We start from the raw sequence: 17,371 nt of genomic DNA, 5'->3' as shown, positions 1-17,371 counted from the left end.
GAATTCGATTTACGAGGAAACAGAACATGGCTGCCAAAGAAGTTAAGTTCGGCGATTCCGCTCGCAAGAAAATGCTGGTCGGCGTAAACGTGCTGGCCGATGCCGTCAAGGCCACCCTCGGCCCGAAAGGCCGTAACGTCATCCTGGACAAGAGCTTCGGCGCTCCGACCATCACCAAGGACGGCGTTTCCGTCGCCAAGGAAATCGAACTCAAGGACAAGTTCGAGAACATGGGCGCCCAACTGGTGAAAGACGTTGCCTCCAAGGCCAACGACGCTGCCGGTGACGGCACCACCACCGCTACCGTCCTGGCCCAGGCCATCGTCAACGAAGGCCTGAAGGCCGTCGCTGCCGGCATGAACCCGATGGACCTGAAGCGCGGCATCGACAAGGCGACCGTCGCCATCGTCGCCCAGCTCAAGGAGCAGGCCAAGCCCTGCGCCGACACCAAGGCCATCGCCCAGGTCGGCACCATCTCCGCCAACTCCGACGACTCCATCGGCAACATCATTGCCGAAGCCATGGACAAGGTCGGCAAAGAAGGCGTGATCACCGTCGAAGAAGGCTCGGGCCTGGAAAACGAACTGTCGGTCGTAGAAGGCATGCAGTTCGACCGTGGCTACCTGTCGCCCTACTTCATCAACAAGCCGGACACCATGGTTGCCGAGCTGGAAGGCCCGCTGCTGCTGCTGGTCGACAAGAAGATCTCCAACATCCGCGAAATGCTGCCGGTGCTGGAAGCTGTCGCCAAGGCCGGCCGCCCGCTGCTGATCGTCGCCGAAGACGTCGAAGGCGAAGCCCTGGCCACCCTGGTGGTCAACAACATGCGTGGCATCGTCAAGGTCGCGGCCGTCAAGGCTCCGGGCTTCGGCGACCGCCGCAAGGCCATGCTGCAGGACATCGCCATCCTGACCGGCGGTACCGTCATCTCCGAAGAAGTCGGCCTGAGCCTGGAAGGCGCCACCCTGGAGCACCTGGGTAACGCCAAGCGCGTGGTTCTGAGCAAAGAGAACACCACCATCATCGATGGCGCCGGCGCCCAAGCCGACATCGAAGCCCGCGTCCTGCAGATCCGCAAGCAGGTCGAAGAGACTTCCTCCGACTACGACCGCGAGAAGCTGCAAGAGCGCCTGGCCAAGCTGGCCGGGGGTGTTGCCGTGATCAAGGTCGGCGCTGCCACCGAAGTCGAGATGAAAGAGAAGAAAGCCCGCGTCGAAGACGCCCTGCACGCTACCCGTGCCGCGGTGGAAGAAGGCGTGGTTCCTGGCGGCGGCGTCGCCCTGGTGCGTGCCCTGCAGGCCATCGAAGGCCTGAAGGGTGACAACGAAGACCAGAACGTCGGTATCGCCCTGCTGCGTCGCGCTGTCGAAGCGCCGCTGCGCCAGATCGTCGCCAACTCCGGCGACGAGCCGAGCGTGGTGGTCGACAAGGTCAAGCAAGGTTCGGGCAACTACGGCTACAACGCCGCTACCGGTGTCTACGGCGACATGATCGAGATGGGTATCCTCGATCCGGCCAAGGTCACCCGTTCGGCGCTGCAGGCCGCTGCCTCCATCGGCGGCCTGATGGTCACCACCGAGGCGATGGTTGCCGAAGTGGTCGACGACAAGGCCGCTCCGGCCATGCCGGACATGGGCGGCATGGGTGGCATGGGCGGCATGATGTAAGCCTCCCGGCCCCTGGCTGAGAAAGAGCCCCGCTTCGGCGGGGCTTTTTCGTTTCCGGCGCTTTGTGCCAAGATGTGCCGCGCAGGAGATGGCATTCCTCCTTCAACCGCCCCCGTGGCTGATGATGCCTACGCATTCACCTGGACCAGGCGCGTAGGCGTTCGCCTGCGGCCTGTCCGAAAGCCCCTCAAGGACAGGATCATGTGGAAACCCGTTCTCGCCATCGCCCTCGGCGCCGCCATCGGCGCGTTGCTGCGCTGGTACCTCGGCCTCAAGCTGAACAGCCTGATGCCCACCGTCCCCCCGGCACCCTGGCCGCCAACCTGATCGGCGGCTACATCATCGGCCTCGCCGTCGCCTACTTCGCCAGCGCCCAGGGCATAGCGCCGGAGTGGCGGCTGTTGATCATCACCGGCTTCTGCGGTGGCCTGACCACCTTCTCGACCTTCTCCGCGGAGGTCGTCACCCTGCTGCAGGAAGGCCGCCTGGCCTGGGCCATGGGGGCGATCGCCGTGCACGTCAGCGGTTCCCTGGCGATGACCCTGCTCGGCCTGTTCACCGGCAACTGGCTGATGGGCAAGTGAGCCGTCGCGGGGGCGCCGGATGGCAGCCCCGCACGCAAGCCCCCCGCGCATTCGCAGCACCTCGTATCTGCTCCCTTCACGCCAAGGCTGGCGCGGCCTCGCCGCCGGCCCGAGGTGTTGTGAAAAAAACGTCAAAGACGCTTAAGTTCCAATTAAGCGAGCTAGTCTAGGGTGCCCTGCAAAGCGGAGAGGAACATGCGGATTCTGTTGGTTGAAGACAATCGGGACATCCTGGCCAATATGGCGGATTACCTGGGGCTCAAGGGTTACACGGTGGACTGCGCGCAGGACGGCTTGTCCGGCCTGCACCTGGCGGCGACCGCGCACTACGACCTGATCGTCCTGGACGTGATGCTGCCCGGCCTGGACGGTTTCACCCTGTGCCGGCGCCTGCGCGAGGACGCGCGGCGCGACACCCCGGTGATCATGCTGACCGCCCGCGACCAACTGGACGACCGCCTGCAGGGCTTCCGTTCCGGCGCCGACGACTACCTGCTCAAGCCCTTCGCCCTGTCGGAGCTGGCCGCGCGCATCGAGGCGGTGCTGCGCCGGACCCAGGGCGGCGGCCGCCGAGAACTGCAAGTGGCGGACCTGAGCTACAACCTCGATACCCTGGAAGTGAACCGCGGCGGCAGGCCGCTCAAGCTCAACCCCATCGGCCTCAAGCTGCTGGCGGTGCTGATGCAGAAGAGCCCGCACGTGGTGCGCCGCGACGTGCTCGAGGAAGCCGTCTGGGGCGACGACTGCCCGGACAGCGACAGCCTGCGCAGCCACGTCCACCAGCTGCGCCAGGTGATCGACAAGCCTTTCGCCATGCCCTTGCTGCACACCGTCCACGGTGTCGGCTACCGCCTGGCGGAGGAAACGAATGGAGTATAGGCAGAGCCTTTCCCGCCGGATCGTCTTTGCTTTCGTGTTCATGACCGCGCTGGTCGGCGGCCTGTTTTCGCTGAGCATCGTCGGCGTGGTGCACGTGGTCGAGGAGCGCCTGATTTCCCGTGACCTGGGGGCGAGCTGGACCGCATCATCAACGAGGACCTGCGCAGCGGCAGGGGCCCGCGGCTGGACCCCGGCATGCGCTTCTTCGTCAGCGACGGCGTCGGCGTCTATGCCATGCCGCCGGCGCTGCAGCGCCTGGAGTCGGGCTTCCACGAGGTGTTCGACGGCGAGCTGTCGTTCCATGCGCTGGTGCGCGACGCCGATGGCCGCCGCTACGTGCTGCTGCAGGACCAGAGCGATTTCGAGGCGCGCGAGCAGGTCCTGTACGCCGCCGTGGTGACCGGCTACGTGCTCAGCCTGGCGCTGGCCGGCCTGCTCGGCTGGCTGCTCTCGCGCAAGGTGATGGAGCCGGTGGTGCGCCTGGCGCGCCAGGTGCGGCACCGCGACCAGTTGCTGGACCTGGCGCCGCCGCTGGCGCCGGACTACGCCCACGACGAGGTCGGCGAGCTGGCGGCGGCGTTCGACTATGCCATCGGGCAACTGCACCAGGTGCTGACCCGGGAAAAACTGTTCACCAGCGATGTCAGCCATGAGCTGCGCACGCCGCTGATGGTGATCGCCAGCAGCAGCGAGCTGCTCGCCGAGGAACCGGGCCTGAGCCCGAAGGCGCGTACCCAGCTGGCGCGGATCACCACCGCCAGCGAGGAAATGCGCGACCTGGTGCAGACCTTCCTGATGCTGGCGCGCTCGCGCACCAAGGAGCTGGACATCGCCCCGCGGGCCGGCCTGCAGCGCATCGCCGACGACCTGGCCGGGCAATGGCGCGGGCCGATCGAGGCCAAGGGGCTGCAGCTGATCTACGAGGTACAGGCGGTGCCGCCGGAGCAATACAACGCGGCCTTCCTGCGCTCGGTGATGAGCAACCTGCTGCGCAACGCCATGCACTACACGGATGCAGGACACATCCGCTTGCAATTGTCCGCCAGCGGTTTCGTCGTCGAGGACAGTGGCCAAGGCATCCCCGAGGAGCAGCGCGAGCGCATGTTCCAGCCCTTCGTCCGCGGCCCGCAACAGCGCGGCGAGGGCCTTGGCCTGGGCCTTTCGCTGGTGAAGAGGATCTGCTCGGCGGAAGGCTGGGAGGTCAAGCTGACGCCGGCCCAGCCGCACGGCTGCCGTTTCGAGGTCCGCCTGGTCGGCGAGGCTTGACGAATTTTTCACATGCGCATGACCGCATGGATACAGAATCACCCGTAGTTTCGTATAAAAAATGAGCAGGAACCCCATCATGAGCGACAAGCCCGTCGAGCTCGAGTTTTCCCAGAAGTACGACCGTCAGCATGCCGAGCGCTACCTGCGCAAGCATCGCAGTGGGCTGTCCCGGAAACTTTCCCATTGGCGCGATGTCCAGATCGCCCGCCAGGCGCTCAAGCTGGCCGGCCAGCCGAACCTGGTGCTGGACCTGCCGTGCGGCGCCGGCCGCTTCTGGCCGATGCTGGCCGAGAAGGACAACCGGGTGATCATCGGTGCGGACAATTCCGCCGACATGATCGCCGTGGCCTGCGCCGGCCAGCCGGTGGAGGTTGTCAAACGCGTGCGGCCTTTGCAGACTTCGGCATTCGCCATCGATTTGCCGGACAACGCCGTCGACAGCATCTTCAGCATGCGCCTGATGCACCACATCGGTGAATCGAGCGACCGCATGACCATGCTGCGCGAGTTCCACCGCGTGACCCGCGACAGTGTGATCCTCTCGCTGTGGGTCGACGGCAACTTCAAGGCCTGGAAACGTCGTCGCGCCGAGACTGGGCGCAAGAAGCACACGTACCAGAACCGCTTCGTGATTCCTGCCCGTACCATCGAGGAGGAGTTCCGCCAGGCCGGGTTCGCGGTGCAGGACCATATCGATTTCGTCCCGCTGGTGCACATGTGGCGGGTCTACATTCTGCGTAAGGAGTAATGATGGGCGCTGATTTGGCAGCTCTGCAGCGAATTTCCGGTGAAGATGCCATCGACCGCTGGTTGCAGATTCCCGGCAAATGGGTAGAGGAGCCGAACCGGCGCCGCGGCGGCGAGAGCGGGGTCCAGCGCGTGCTGACCGACGATGGCCGCCTGCTCTATCGCAAGCAGCAGGTCGGGCACATCTACCGTGACCTGCTGCACCCCTTCGGCTACCCGACCGCCATCCGCGAGCGCGATGCGCTGCAGGCCGCCGCGTCCCTCGGCGTCAAGGTACCGACCCTGGTCTACGCCGGCTGCCGCAAGGTGGACGGCGAATGGCAGGCCCTGCTGGTCACCGAGTCGCTGGACGGCTATTCGAGCCTGGAAGACTGCTACGCCCGCGGCGACCACGAGCGCTGGGGCGAGGCCGTGCACCAGCGCGTCCTGCAGCAGTACGGCAGGACCCTGGCCAGGCTCAACCTGGGCCGCTGGCAGCATGGCTGCCTGTACCTCAAGCATGTCTTCGTCAAGGTCGAGGGCGAGCAGATCGACGTTGCCCTGATCGACATGGAAAAGGCCCGCCAGCGCTTCAGCGCCAGGCGCGCGGCCCGTCACGACCTGCGCCAGGTGAAGCGCCGTTCGTCGTGGACGGAAGCGCAGTGGCAGGCCTTTGTCTATGGTTACGAAGCGGCGTTTGGCAGCGCCATCAAAGGGTTGCAGACATGAAACTAGAAATCACACGAAGTTTGCTCCTCGTTGGCGCCCTGGGCGTGGCAACGCTGGCGGCAGCTGCCTGGCACGAGCCGGGCCCCGAAGTGATCGGCTCCCACGGCCAGCAGGCCAGCTGCCGCGTGCCGGCGAACGTGCAGGCCAAGCAGGCGGCGCGTCCCGACCACGACCTGTTGCTGTTCCTCTTCGGCATGTCCCAGGGCGGTGTCAGCGCGCCGCGTTGAGTCGAGTCCGCCTCGGCGGTGAAGAAAAGAATGCCGTTTCTCCCTATGGGGGAAACGGCATTTTTCATTTCACGATGACTCCAGCACCGAACTTTGCTGGACTACGCCCAAGCTCGATACAGCAGGTTTATCAAGGACTTAGGCGAGTTCAACATATGCCGGTGCTTTCCGAAACCTGACCCAACTTCCCGGCTGGTGGCCCCTATGAGGCTCTTGGGAATCGGGTCTTTCCGAGGAGTCATCATGGCTAAGATCAAGCTCACCAAGTCCGCTATCGACGCGGCACAACCCCAGACGCAGGCCGTCGAACTCCGGGATACCCTGGTGCCCGGCTTCTTGTGCAAGATTACCCCATCGGGCCGCAAGGTGTTCATGCTCCAGTACCGGACGAACGCCGGCGAGCGCCGCAAGCCTGCCTTGGGTCAGTACGGGGAACTGACCGTCGAACAGGCCCGCTCGCTGGCTCAGGAATGGCTGGCCCAGGTGCGCCGGGGCGGCGACCCGGCCGCAGACAAGGCGCAGGCGCGCAAGGCACCCACGGTCAAGGAGCTTTGCACGAAGTTCATGGAGGACTACTCCAAGCTGCGCAACAAGCCCAGCACGCAGGAAGGCTATCAGAGCGTCATCGACCGCAACATCGTCCCGATGATCGGCCGGATGAAGGTTCAGGACGTGAAGCGCCCGGACGTGGCCGGGATGATGAAGAAGATGACGCACAAGCCGGCCGACGCGAACCGCACGTTCAGCGTCATGCGCCGCATGTTCAATCTGGCCGAAGTGTGGGGCTATCGGCCCGACGGCACCAACCCGTGCCGCCATGTTCCGATGTTCCCCAACGGCAAGGCCACCCACCTCATCAGCGACGAGGACATGGGCAAGCTGTTCCGCCATCTTGACCACCTGGAAGCCGAGGGGCTGGAGCATTACGTCATCCCGCTGGCGATCCGGCTGCAATTCGAGTTCGCCGGCCGTCGCGGCGAAATCGTCACGCTCCAATGGGATTGGGTGGACTTCGAGAACCGGCGCGTCGTCTGGCCCGACAGCAAGACCGGCGGCATGTCCAAGCCCATGAGCGAGGAAGCCTACCGGCTGCTTTCGACGGCACCGCGCCGGGACGATTGCCCGTATGTGCTGCCATCTCCGAACCATCCCGGCCAGCACCTGACCACGGGCGAGTATTACAACGGCTGGAGCCGTGCGCTCAAGGCAGCAGGCGCGGCGCATGTAGGCACGCACGGCATTCGCCACCGCTCGGCGACCGACATTGCCAACTCGGGCATCCCGGTCAAGGTCGGCATGGCGCTGACCGCGCACAAGACCGTGGCGATGTTCATGCGCTACGTCCACACCGAGGATGACCCGGTGCGCAAGGCGGCCGAACTGGTGGCGAACCGGCGCAAGACGATCACCGGCGCCAAGCGGCTCCCTGCGGAGGCAACGGCATGACCAGGCGCAAGGCATCCGTCGCGTCACCCGCAGCGCCAAAGGCGCTGCTGGGCGACATTCGGGCACTGATCGAGGGATCGCGCCAGCGCGCCGCCTCGGCGGTCAATGCGGAACTGACCTTGCTGTTCTGGCGCATCGGCCAGCGCATCCATACGGAGGTGCTGGCCGGGCAGCGGGCCGGGTACGGCGAGGAAATCCTGCCGACCCTGGCCGTGCAACTTGTCCGCGACTACGGGCGCGGCTTCGCCGACAAAAACCTGCGCCGGATGGTGCAGTTCGCCGCTACCTACCCGGACGAGCCAATTGTCGTGACGCTGTCACGACAATTGAGCTGGTCGCATTTCCTGGCGCTGCTGCCGCTGAAAGACCCGCTCCAGCGAGACTACTACGTGCAGATGGCCAGCGCCGAACGCTGGAGCGTGCGGACGCTGCGCGAGCGCATTGACTCGATGCTGTACGAGCGCACGGCGCTATCCCAAAAGCCGGAAGAAACCATTGCGCAGGAGCTGGCGACCCTGCGCGATGCGCAGCGCATGACGCCGGCGCTGGTGATGCGCGACCCGTACATCCTCGACTTCCTTGGCTTGCGGGATAGCTGGCAGGAAAGCGACCTTGAGGCGGCGATCATCCGCGAAATGGAATCCTTCCTGCTGGAACTGGGTGCCGGCTTTTCCTTTGTCGCCCGGCAGAAGCGCATCCCGATTGACGATGAGGATTTTCATCTCGACCTGCTGTTCTACAACCGCAAGCTGCGGCGGCTGGTGGCGGTGGAGTTGAAGGTCGGCGAGTTCAAGGCGGCGTACAAAGGGCAGATGGAGCTTTACTTGCGCTGGCTGGACAAGCACGAGCGGGAGCCGGAGGAAGCCTCGCCGCTGGGGATCATCCTCTGCACGGGCAAGAAGCGCGAACAGATCGAATTGCTGGAGCTGGATAAATCGGGCATCCACGTTGCCGAGTACCTGACCAGCTTGCCGCCCCGTGCGGTGCTGGGCGAGAAGTTGCAGCAGGCGACCGAGCGGGCGCGGTTGCAGATCGAGCAGCGCCAGCAAGACACCGAGTAGCCCAAACAGCATTCGTGCGTCCCGGCGTGCCGCCGTCGGGTTCGCGGGCTGCGCCCCGCGCCTCGTGCCGAATCGCGGCCATCCGGCTTTGACCCCTGCCGCCTTCGGCCCTCGCGGGCCTGCGCGCTCCGCTTGCAAAAGACGAGTGTGTGTAGTGGGCGGGTGTGGGCGGTCTTGCTGTTCCCTTCACCGTATCACGGCGTTCTCGCCGTCAAGGGCTGCGCGTGCTTGCACGCTTGCGGCCTGTCGGCCGTCCTCGACCCCTGACTGCTTGCGCTGCGCCGTGCTCTCCACGGTTCCGGGCAATTCCGCCCGAGCAACCGGAGCACGATCATGTCGCAACTGTCCTTTTCCTCGTTCGATTCCTCGCTGATGGTGCGTGATGCACAGGGCCGCTATCTGCTGGCGACTGCCGAGCAAATTCTGGAGGCCGCGCGCCAGGCCATCGAACGCAAGATGCAGCGCGGTACGTCGTTCACGTCGCCGGCGACGGTCAAGGAGTACCTGCGCGCCAAGCTGGCCGGCTTCGAGCATGAGGTGTTCGCGGTGCTGTTCATGGACACGCAGCATCGGCTGATCGAATACGCCGAAATGTTCCGCGGCACCATCGACGGCGCATCGGTGTATCCGCGCGAGCTGGTCAAGGAGGCGCTGCGGCTCAATGCGGCGGCGGTCATCGTGTCGCACAACCACCCGAGCGGCAATCCCGAGCCGAGCGGGGCCGACAGGGCATTGACCCAGCGGCTCAAGGAGGCGCTGGGGCTGGTGGACGTGCGCGTGTTGGATCACGTCATCGTCGCGGGCACCGACACCACATCGTTTGCCGAACGTGGCCTGATCTGACGAAGGGGCTTCGGCCCTTTCTTGCTGCGCCCGGCGCGGGCCGGGCGAAAACGCTGCCTCGGATTTCCGAGACAGCGTTTCGGAAATTCATGGCCTGCATGGAGGTATGGGGCGGTCTTGCTGTCCCCTTAATCGTGCCACGGCGTTCTCGCCGTCAAGGGCTGCGCGTGCTTGCACACTTGCGGCCTGGCGGCCGTCCTTGACCCCTGACGGCTTGCGCTGCGCCGTGCTGGCGACGGTTCCGGGCAATTCCGCCCGTGCAACCGGAGATCGTCATGAACGACAAATCGCACGTTTCCCTCGAACAACACGTTTGCCTGGTCTGCGGCGCTCGCTTCGACACCGGCGCGATCCTGCTGGACAAGCGCCTGCGCGCGAGCATGGAGCGCCACACGGCGACAGGCTGGGGCTTGTGCCCCGAACACCAGAAGCTGTCCGACGATGGCTTTGTCGCGCTGGTCGAGTGCGACCCGCAGCGCTGCGGCTCGCCTTCCGGCGCTGATCGCATGAAGCCCGAACAGGCGTACCGGACGGGGCGTTTGGCGCACCTGAAACGCGAGGTGTTCGCTCGCGTGTTCAACGTGCCGATCGCGGACAAGCAGCCGTGCGTGTTCGTCGAACCCGGCGTGATCGAGCAGTTGCAGTCGATGACTGCGCACTGATCGCGCGGCTGCATCCGGCGCGTCGTCCTTGCGGGCGGCGCGCTTTTTTTTCTGCTGCGCCGCTGGATGCCTTCGCGCCTGCGGCGCTGCGCGCTTGGCTTGCACTCCAGGGGAAGGCCATGCGGCCATCCCCGCCGCGCTGCGCTTGGCGCCCCTCAACGCCCGCCGCCCCGGCTGCGCCGGCGCGGCAACCCCGCAGCCGTCGCAGATCGTTGTTCGACACCGGAGATCCATGCGGCATCTTCACTGCGGCATGGGCGTCTCCCGGCCGAAAGGCACGGCCGGGGCGCGCTGTCGTGCTGCGCATCGAACCTCGCTGCGCGAGTTTCGCCCCCTGACGGGCTTCCATCGCTGACGCCTACGGCCCGGCTTCCAGCTTCGGGCCTGCGCGCTTCGCTTGCGTGTGGTCTGCGCAATGGGACGCCCGTTGCCTGTCTCCGTCTTTCCTCTCCTTCATCGCCATTCCCGCGACCGTAGCGCGTGCCTGCGTGCCGTCAAGGCGTGCGTGGCCGTGTCCTCGCCTGCGGCTGCGGGCCGCACCAACCCCGCACTTCTTCCTTGACGGCCCTTCGGCAAGCGCCCGGTTTTCGCGGGCGATGAACTCAGGAAAGACGGGGCAACAAGGCCGACCGGGTTCTTCGCGCCAACCACACCGGAAAACCGAAAGGCGGGCTCCGAATCTAGGAATCCGGTGCGGTGTGAACAGCAAATCTCTTTTTCTTTGTCAGGAGAAACGACCGTGCAACTCGCATCCCGCTTCGCTTCCCGTTCGCCGGTGCTGCGTTCGGAACGTCCCTTGTCCGACGACCAAATCCGCGCAGTAGCGCCTTCCATCTTCGCCGACGCGCCGCACGAAAGCCGCTCCGAGCGGTACAGCTATATCCCCACCGCGACCGTGCTGCAAGAACTGCGCGGGGAAGGCTTCGAGCCATTCATGGTGTGCCAGACCCGCGTGCGCCACGACGACCGCCGCGAATACACCAAGCACATGATTCGGCTGCGCCACGCCAGCCAGATCAACGGCCGCGAAGCCAACGAAATCATCCTGCTGAACTCGCATGACGGCACGAGCAGCTATCAGATGCTGGCCGGGATGTTCCGCTTCGTGTGCCAGAACGGCCTCGTTTGCGGCGACACCGTGGCGGACGTGCGCGTACCCCACAAGGGCGACGTATCCGGGCACGTCATCGAAGGCGCATACGAAGTCCTGCACGGTTTCGACCGGGCGCAGGAATCCCGCGATGCCATGCAGGCCATCACGCTGGACAGCGGGGAATCGGAAGTGTTCGCCCGCGCCGCGCTGGCGTTGAAGTACGACGACGACACGCCCGCGCCCATCACCGAATCGCAAATCCTGATGCCGCGCCGTCACGACGACAGCCGCCGCGACTTGTGGAGCGTGTTCAACCGCACGCAAGAAAACCTCATCAAAGGTGGCCTGTCCGCCCGCACCGCGAATGGTCGCCGCCAGACCACGCGCCCGGTGCAAGGCATCGACAACGGCATCCGCCTCAATCGCGCCTTGTGGCTGCTGGCCGATGGCCTGCGCCAGTTGAAAGCCTGAACCCCTCAGCGGCAGGGGCAGGCAGCAGCCCTTGCCGCTTCTCTCGCTGCTGCATCCCAACCGCTAGGAGTTATCACCATGAACGCCGTTCTGAAGACCGAAACCATCGCCCTCGAAACCGCCGCGCCGCTGGAAGTGGCCGACCCAACCAAGAACCTGATTCTGGTTCCGCTGTCGCAGTTGTTGCCGCGCCGTTCCAAGCGCAACGTCCGCACGACCCCGCGCCAGTCCATCCCCGAACTGGCCGCGAGCATCGCCCGCGTCGGCCTGCTGCAAAACCTCGTTGTCACTCTCGCCGCCAATGGAGAGAAATACGAGGTAGCGGCCGGGGATCGTCGCCGCACGGCCTTGAAGCTGCTGGCGAAGAAGAAGCGCATCGCCGCCGACTACGAAGTGCCGTGCCTGCTGGTGCCCGACGCTTCGGCCCGTACCGTCAGCCTCGCCGAAAATTTGATGCGTGAGCAGATGCACCCAGCCGACCAGTTCGAGGCATTCAACGCGCTGGTGAAGGAAGGCCGGCCCATCGAGGACATTGCCGCCGACTTCGGCGTGTCCCCGCTGGTGGTGCAGCGCCGCCTCAAACTCGCCAACGTATCGCCGCGCCTGCTGACCGACTACCGCGCCGGTGCCGCGACGCTGGAACAGTTGATGGCCTTGACCATCACCGACGACCACGCCGCGCAGGAAGCCGCGTTCTACGCTGCGCCCGAATGGCAGCGCAACCCGACCGCGCTGCGCGGGCGCTTGACCGAGCGCGAAACCACCGCCACGCATCCGCTGGTGCGGTTCGTCGGGCTGGATACCTACACGGCGGCAGGCGGCGGCATCCGCCGCGACCTGTTCGCCGAAGGCGATGCCGGAACCTACCTGACCGATGCTGCGTTACTGGAAACGCTGGTGCGCGACAAGCTGGACGCGCAGGCCGAGGCTGTGCGCGTAGAGGGCTGGGCGTGGGTGGAAGCGGTGCCGCAGTTGAACCATGCCGAGCGGCAGACGTTCCAGAACGCGCCGCGCCTGCGCCGCGAACCGACCGCCCGTGAGGCCCGCCGCATCGCCTCGCTGGAAAACCGCATCGAGAAAATCGACGCCGAACTGGAAGACGCCTACGACGCCGAGGACGAGGACAAGGCCGCAACGCTGGAAGAACGGCGCGAGCAGGTGGCCGGGGAACTGCAAGCCGTCGAAGAAGGCTTGCGCGACTACGCCCCGGACGTTCGCGCCGTGGCCGGTGCCATCGTTACGCTCGACCGCGAAGGCGAGGCCGTGATTCATCGCGGCCTGCTGCGCGAAGCGGAAGCCAAGGCGCTGCGGACGCTGCAACGGCTGCGGCAAGGTTTCAGCGGCCAGAGCGATGAAACGCACGACGACGAAGGCGAGGACGACGAGCAACCCAAGACCGCCGCCATGTCCGACCGGCTGGCGCAGCGGTTGAGCGCCCACCGCACCGCCGCGCTGCAAATCGAAGTTGCACGGCATCCGCTGGTGGCGCTGGCCGCGCTGGTGCATGGCATGGTGCAAACCGTGTTGCAAGACCGCTACCACGGCCAGGACTTGCCGCTTGGCGTGAGCCTGAAAGTGCAAGACCGGCTGGAAAGCCTTGCCCCGGACGTGTCGGAATCGCCCGCCGCCGTGGCGCTGCGCACCTTGCAGGAAGTCGCGGGCGAAGCGTTGCCGGAGGACAGCGCAGAACTGTTCGCCGCCTTGCTGGCGAAGTCGCAAGATGAACTGGTGCGCCTGCTGGCCGTGTGCGTGGCGTCCACGGTGGACGTGGTGACACCCCGCGCCACGCAGCACCAGCCCGGCGCGGAACTGGCGCAGGCTGTCGGCTTGGACATGGCCGCATGGTGGAAGCCGACTGCCGAAGGTTATTTCAGCCACATCGCCAAGCCCGCGATTCTGGAAGCCGTCAGCCAGTACGCCCCGGCGCATGTCACCCGTCTGTCGAAGTTGAAGAAGGGCGACATTGCCAGCGAAGCCGAGCGGCTGGCCGATGGCACCGGCTGGATGCCCGCCATCTTCCGCCCCGAAACCTCGCAGCAGGCCGAGCAGGACGCGGCGGCCGAAGCCGAAGCGCCGGAGGATGCCGCCGCGGTGGCGGATGAGCAGCCGCAGGCCGAGGCACTGGCCGCGTGACCTTGCACCGCAGATAAGCGCCCCGGTTCCACCGGGGCGCTTCATGCCGAGGATTTCGCCCATGAGCCACGACACCACGAACCGCCCACGCATGGCAGCAACCTATGCCCCCGGCACGGTACGCGCCCGCCGCTGGAACGGTGATGGCGACGTGCGCGGCTACCGTCCGCCGCGCGGCTGGACAGCCTGCGCCGACCTGACCGACTTGCACCCCATCACGGGCCGCGCCTTGCCGCGTGCCGTGTGGTGGATCATCGAAACGAAGGAATAACCAGCAGCACCGGCCCCAAGCCGTTCCACCGTGGGGCCGGTGGTCAAAAATCCGGGCGCGGCAGTGGCCGCGCCCGGGTTCCAGCATCCAAAACAAAATCGCCACGTCGCCGCCTTCGACCAGGCGGCGACGTGGCGGGCGTGCAAGTGCCTTGCACGCGGCACGGCAATCGGCGCCCGCTGACGCGGGCAGGATTTCGATGGCGCCCCGCCGCAATGGGCGGAGCGCGGGCGGCTACCCCGTGGCTTGCTGCGGCAGGTTGTGCGAAAGCGTGCCGTCCTCGACGCTGGCGGTTCGTTGTCCACACGTCACGAAGGACGGTCCACCAACACGCCGCTCGGCCATGCCTATGGAGCTTCCACACCACGCCTCAAGCACGTTGCCGCCTGCGGCGGCAAGGGGCGTTCTCGCTTTGTCGTTGGTGGTTGGCCTTGCCCGCGTCAAGGCGCAAGCCGATGAAGCCGTCGCGCGGGGATGCCGAGTCGGGCATGTCTCCATTCGGGACAGGGCGGCCTTTGCGTCCTTGTCTTGTTGTGAATCCTGGCGTGGGCACGGCTGCGCCTTGGGCTTCATGGCCGCAACCTTCCAGCGAAAACAATTTCCCCTGCGCTTCGCGCATTCCTCGCGGGACAAATTCTTTTCGCTTCTAGGTTCTCCACTGCGTTTCGACCGCAAGCGGTGCGGCCCGCCCATCCCCCGCCGGCCGGATCACAACAAGGACGCACTGGCGCGACCTTGTTCAACCCAAAAGGAGAAACATCATGGCTAACATCGGCACCTTCACCGCAGAGAAAGACGGCTTCACCGGCACGCTCCGCACCCTGACGCTCAACGTCAAGGTCAAGCTGGTTCCCAACGACAAGGGCGATACCGAGAACGCCCCTGACTTCCGCGTGCAGGCGGCGGGCCACGACATCGGCGCGGCGTGGAAGAAGACCAGCGAGGCCGGGCGGGATTACCTGTCCGTGACCCTCGACGATCCTTCGTTCCCGGCTACGGTCTATGCCCGCCTGATCGAAGGCGAGAACGGCACGCACGACCTGATCTGGTCACGCAGCAAGCCCAAGGCGGCCTGACGGCCACCCACCGCGCCTCGCCCATTGCGGCGGGGCGCCGTGCTGCTGGCGCAGCACGTCACGCACGCGCCTACGGCGCGTCGCGTTCCTTCAAGACGGCCTCAAGCTCCTGGCGCACCTGCGCCAGAAGCTGCTCGGTCTTGCGCGTGCTGTCGCCGGCATAGGCCAGCGTCAGCAACGTCAGCGGATGCACTTCCATGACCTCGCACAGCTCGGTCAGCTTGTGCAGGGTCGGGCTTTTCAGGTCGCGCTCCAGCGTACTCATGTAAGTGCGGCTGGACACGTCAGAAAAGGCTTCCTGGCTCAAGCCACGCGCCTTCCTGATCGTCCGTATCGCCGCTGCCAATGAGTGTTTCGCCGTCGCCAACTTGGTTTCCCCGCAAAAACCAAGATGACAGCCCATTGCACACCATAGGGCTACAATCTAAAGTGTTCATTTCCAGCAGACCGGCCCGCTTTCGTGCTTTTACGGAAATCCGCATCAGCGACTTTCCACAGAATCGGGGAGCCGCATTCGTGCTTTTCCTGTCCTGCGCAATTCCGCTTCCACGTTTCCGTGCATGTACGGATTCGGCAGCTTGCGCTTTCGTGCATCCCCACGAAAGCACGTATCCGCTTCAACGCTTCCGCGTCTTGGCGGCAAAGCGGCTCCGTGCATCCTCGGTTATGTGGGAATCCCGGCCATGAACCCGCCGCTCATCACCGCCGAGCAGCGCGTGCAGCTACTCGCCGTCGGCGAGGTGCGCGCTGCCGGCCAGAACATCGACCCGTTGCCTGCGGTGCGCCTGTTCACCCCCGACGCACACGTCACCTGGCTGCTGGCCGCGCTTGACCCGGCTGATGGCGATACGGCCTGGGGACTGATCGACCTGGGCATCGGCCTGCCGGCCTTGGGAACGGTGAAGCTGTCCGATCTGGCGTCCATCGTCGGGCCGCGCCAGCAGCCGGTGATGCGCGATCGCTACTTTCTGGCGCAGCGCCCGCTGTCGGAGTACGTCCGACTGGCGCAGGAGAACGGCGCGATCACGGATTGAGCGGCCACGAAGACAGGGAGAAACCGAGCCAAGGCGAGCGCATCGTGACTATTTCGGTCTTGGTCAAGACCGAACAGGTCTTGATCGGCTTCATTGCACAAAATCGGTGCGTGCCTGACCGAAATAGACATGATCCTTGGCGCGGGTTTCGGCACGGTGCCCGATGCTGACGCCAATTTTCCGGCGTTTCAGTCGTCGCATTGAGACGATTTTCGCAATGATTCGGAGCCAATCGGTCTTGACACCTACCACTTCAGCTTACCCCGACCCGACGATGGTTTGATGGCGATTCGATAGCCCCGCACAGCGAAATCCGTGGCGACGTTCCTGCTGACTGACAGGAGGTTGCGTCATGGCCGAACCGAGCACCGAGCACTGGTATCCCACCGCCGCCTATCTCTACACGTTGCACCTCGACGGCCCTGCGCTGGCGTGGGAATACCTGCGCCGCAATCCCGACTACCGCCGCGACTGGCTGCGCCGTCGCCGCCGGCCACAGGCCGCCGAACGCTGGGGCTTGCGCTTGCTGGAAGATCCAGACCTGGACGCGCGGGACGCGCATCCGGTCTGGTTCCCCGACCATGACGGCGTGATCCAGCTCTACCCGGATGCCGACCCGCCACCGGATGCCGATGCCTTCGCGTTCTGGTGCGTCCCCGGCGACAAGCATCTGATCCACGACGGCAAGCGCCTGGTGCTGGTGTCGCGCTGGCCCGGCTGCTGCGTGCGGCTCGCACTCGCGCCGGAACTGGAAGACGGCATGGCCTACCTCTACGCCATCCGCGCCTGCACCGCGCCTTGCGCACGCTACCGTGCGCTGGCGGCTGGGTTGGATGCGCTGTCCGCCGTGACCGAGGCCGTGCCTGCGGCGGCGGCCCGCTCGCGGCCTACGCCCGCCGCGCTGCTGGAACTGCACACCTTGCAGGCGCTCGACGCGACCCTGGCGGGCGCGTCCTTGCGCGAAGTGGCCGAAGGGCTGTTCGGCGCCGATGCCGTCGTGACCGACTGGCACGCCGACAGCGCCTTGCGTGCCCGCGTGCGGCGGCTGGTGCGCCGGGGCGATGGGCTGATGCGCGGCGGTTACCGCCGCCTGGCACAGCTTCCGCCATCACTGCACTAGGGGGGACGTTTCGCGTCGCCTGCAAATCGTCCCTGAACAGGGAGCCTCGCTTTCTTGAAAGTGTCTCTATCCGGCTGCGT

Annotated in this window: 16 protein-coding genes, 2 pseudogenes and 1 riboswitch; of the genes and pseudogenes, 17 read left to right on the top strand and 1 reads right to left on the bottom strand. The window is 65.6% G+C overall.

Annotated features, from left to right (window positions below; all coding sequences use genetic code 11):
• Window positions 1–26: 26 nt before the first annotated feature.
• The 15 genes and pseudogenes from groL to PKO50_RS24945 all read left to right on the top strand — a co-directional run bounded on the left by groL (window position 27) and on the right by PKO50_RS24945 (window position 15,137).
• Window positions 27–1,667, top strand: coding sequence for a chaperonin GroEL (groL, locus tag PKO50_RS25015; protein ID WP_275627559.1), 1,641 nt, complete (start codon window positions 27–29; stop codon window positions 1,665–1,667).
• A gap of 75 nt (window positions 1,668–1,742) precedes the next feature.
• Window positions 1,743–1,805, top strand: a riboswitch (Fluoride riboswitch).
• Window positions 1,806–1,868: 63 nt separating this feature from the next.
• A pseudogene (crcB, locus tag PKO50_RS25010) lies at window positions 1,869–2,251 on the top strand (fluoride efflux transporter CrcB).
• Window positions 2,252–2,446: 195 nt separating this feature from the next.
• Window positions 2,447–3,130, top strand: coding sequence for a response regulator transcription factor (locus PKO50_RS25005; protein WP_089390679.1), 684 nt, complete (start codon window positions 2,447–2,449; stop codon window positions 3,128–3,130).
• Window positions 3,120–4,396 (top strand): annotated as a pseudogene (locus tag PKO50_RS25000) (HAMP domain-containing sensor histidine kinase). The gene PKO50_RS25005 and the pseudogene PKO50_RS25000 overlap by 11 nt, the downstream one beginning before the upstream one ends.
• 79 nt (window positions 4,397–4,475) lie before the next feature.
• Window positions 4,476–5,147: a class I SAM-dependent methyltransferase gene (locus tag PKO50_RS24995; protein ID WP_109934424.1), complete on the top strand. Its 672-nt coding sequence runs from the start codon at window positions 4,476–4,478 to the stop codon at window positions 5,145–5,147.
• A gap of 2 nt (window positions 5,148–5,149) precedes the next feature.
• Window positions 5,150–5,854 (top strand): lipopolysaccharide kinase InaA family protein, encoded by a 705-nt coding sequence (locus tag PKO50_RS24990; protein WP_275627558.1) that lies wholly within the window; start codon window positions 5,150–5,152, stop codon window positions 5,852–5,854.
• Window positions 5,851–6,081 carry a hypothetical protein gene (locus tag PKO50_RS24985; RefSeq protein ID WP_089390683.1) on the top strand — a complete coding sequence of 77 codons (231 nt, stop codon included), beginning with the start codon at window positions 5,851–5,853 and terminating at the stop codon, window positions 6,079–6,081. The genes PKO50_RS24990 and PKO50_RS24985 overlap by 4 nt, the downstream gene beginning before the upstream one ends.
• 243 nt (window positions 6,082–6,324) lie before the next feature.
• On the top strand, window positions 6,325–7,527 hold the full coding sequence (locus PKO50_RS24980) for a site-specific integrase (RefSeq protein ID WP_275627557.1): 1,203 nt from the start codon (window positions 6,325–6,327) through the stop codon (window positions 7,525–7,527).
• Window positions 7,524–8,588 carry a PDDEXK nuclease domain-containing protein gene (locus PKO50_RS24975; RefSeq protein ID WP_275627556.1) on the top strand — a complete coding sequence of 355 codons (1,065 nt, stop codon included), beginning with the start codon at window positions 7,524–7,526 and terminating at the stop codon, window positions 8,586–8,588. Before PKO50_RS24980 ends, PKO50_RS24975 begins: the two co-directional genes overlap by 4 nt.
• Window positions 8,589–8,921: 333 nt before the next feature.
• Window positions 8,922–9,431: a DNA repair protein RadC gene (gene radC, locus PKO50_RS24970; RefSeq protein ID WP_275627555.1), complete on the top strand. Its 510-nt coding sequence runs from the start codon at window positions 8,922–8,924 to the stop codon at window positions 9,429–9,431.
• Between the two features lie 275 nt (window positions 9,432–9,706).
• Window positions 9,707–10,093, top strand: coding sequence for an ATPase (locus PKO50_RS24965; RefSeq protein WP_275627554.1), 387 nt, complete (start codon window positions 9,707–9,709; stop codon window positions 10,091–10,093).
• Between the two features lie 739 nt (window positions 10,094–10,832).
• Window positions 10,833–11,657, top strand: a complete 825-nt coding sequence (locus PKO50_RS24960; RefSeq protein WP_275627553.1) for a DUF932 domain-containing protein — start codon at window positions 10,833–10,835, stop codon at window positions 11,655–11,657.
• Window positions 11,658–11,735: 78 nt separating this feature from the next.
• Entirely contained in the window at window positions 11,736–13,790 is a 2,055-nt protein-coding gene (locus tag PKO50_RS24955) for a ParB N-terminal domain-containing protein (RefSeq protein WP_275627552.1), read from the top strand.
• Window positions 13,791–13,851: 61 nt separating this feature from the next.
• Window positions 13,852–14,061 (top strand): hypothetical protein, encoded by a 210-nt coding sequence (locus tag PKO50_RS24950; RefSeq protein WP_275627551.1) that lies wholly within the window; start codon window positions 13,852–13,854, stop codon window positions 14,059–14,061.
• A 761-nt stretch (window positions 14,062–14,822) separates the two neighbouring features.
• Window positions 14,823–15,137, top strand: a complete 315-nt coding sequence (locus PKO50_RS24945) for a DUF736 domain-containing protein (protein ID WP_275627550.1) — start codon at window positions 14,823–14,825, stop codon at window positions 15,135–15,137.
• A 70-nt stretch (window positions 15,138–15,207) separates the two neighbouring features.
• On the opposite strand, the gene PKO50_RS24940 is transcribed toward PKO50_RS24945, so the two are convergent.
• Window positions 15,208–15,540: a helix-turn-helix transcriptional regulator gene (locus PKO50_RS24940; RefSeq protein WP_275627549.1), complete on the bottom strand. Its 333-nt coding sequence runs from the start codon at window positions 15,538–15,540 to the stop codon at window positions 15,208–15,210.
• 280 nt (window positions 15,541–15,820) lie between these two features.
• Here PKO50_RS24940 and PKO50_RS24935 point away from each other — a divergent pair, with 280 nt between their 5' ends.
• Complete coding sequence (locus tag PKO50_RS24935) at window positions 15,821–16,171, top strand: DUF2958 domain-containing protein (protein WP_275627548.1); 351 nt, start codon at window positions 15,821–15,823, stop codon at window positions 16,169–16,171.
• A gap of 352 nt (window positions 16,172–16,523) precedes the next feature.
• Window positions 16,524–17,291 carry a DUF2285 domain-containing protein gene (locus PKO50_RS24930; protein WP_275627547.1) on the top strand — a complete coding sequence of 256 codons (768 nt, stop codon included), beginning with the start codon at window positions 16,524–16,526 and terminating at the stop codon, window positions 17,289–17,291.
• Window positions 17,292–17,371 lie beyond the last annotated feature (80 nt).

It is taken from the genome of Pseudomonas sp. 273 (genome assembly GCF_029201425.1).
Classification (GTDB): domain Bacteria; phylum Pseudomonadota; class Gammaproteobacteria; order Pseudomonadales; family Pseudomonadaceae; genus Pseudomonas; species Pseudomonas delhiensis.
This window is presented reverse-complemented; position numbering and strand designations above follow the sequence as displayed.

What these genes read in the sequence shown, in the direction of transcription:
- groL (WP_275627559.1), top strand. Translation starts at nt 27, where the DNA reads ATGGCTGCCAAAGAAGTTAAGTTCGGCGATTCCGCTCGCAAGAAAATG.
- PKO50_RS25005 (WP_089390679.1), top strand. Translation starts at nt 2,447, where the DNA reads ATGCGGATTCTGTTGGTTGAAGACAATCGGGACATCCTGGCCAATATG.
- PKO50_RS24995 (WP_109934424.1), top strand. Translation starts at nt 4,476, where the DNA reads ATGAGCGACAAGCCCGTCGAGCTCGAGTTTTCCCAGAAGTACGACCGT.
- PKO50_RS24990 (WP_275627558.1), top strand. Translation starts at nt 5,150, where the DNA reads ATGGGCGCTGATTTGGCAGCTCTGCAGCGAATTTCCGGTGAAGATGCC.
- PKO50_RS24985 (WP_089390683.1), top strand. Translation starts at nt 5,851, where the DNA reads ATGAAACTAGAAATCACACGAAGTTTGCTCCTCGTTGGCGCCCTGGGC.
- PKO50_RS24980 (WP_275627557.1), top strand. Translation starts at nt 6,325, where the DNA reads ATGGCTAAGATCAAGCTCACCAAGTCCGCTATCGACGCGGCACAACCC.
- PKO50_RS24975 (WP_275627556.1), top strand. Translation starts at nt 7,524, where the DNA reads ATGACCAGGCGCAAGGCATCCGTCGCGTCACCCGCAGCGCCAAAGGCG.
- radC (WP_275627555.1), top strand. Translation starts at nt 8,922, where the DNA reads ATGTCGCAACTGTCCTTTTCCTCGTTCGATTCCTCGCTGATGGTGCGT.
- PKO50_RS24965 (WP_275627554.1), top strand. Translation starts at nt 9,707, where the DNA reads ATGAACGACAAATCGCACGTTTCCCTCGAACAACACGTTTGCCTGGTC.
- PKO50_RS24955 (WP_275627552.1), top strand. Translation starts at nt 11,736, where the DNA reads ATGAACGCCGTTCTGAAGACCGAAACCATCGCCCTCGAAACCGCCGCG.
- PKO50_RS24950 (WP_275627551.1), top strand. Translation starts at nt 13,852, where the DNA reads ATGAGCCACGACACCACGAACCGCCCACGCATGGCAGCAACCTATGCC.
- PKO50_RS24945 (WP_275627550.1), top strand. Translation starts at nt 14,823, where the DNA reads ATGGCTAACATCGGCACCTTCACCGCAGAGAAAGACGGCTTCACCGGC.
- PKO50_RS24940 (WP_275627549.1), bottom strand. Translation starts at nt 15,540, where the DNA reads ATGGGCTGTCATCTTGGTTTTTGCGGGGAAACCAAGTTGGCGACGGCG.
- PKO50_RS24935 (WP_275627548.1), top strand. Translation starts at nt 15,821, where the DNA reads ATGAACCCGCCGCTCATCACCGCCGAGCAGCGCGTGCAGCTACTCGCC.
- PKO50_RS24930 (WP_275627547.1), top strand. Translation starts at nt 16,524, where the DNA reads ATGGCCGAACCGAGCACCGAGCACTGGTATCCCACCGCCGCCTATCTC.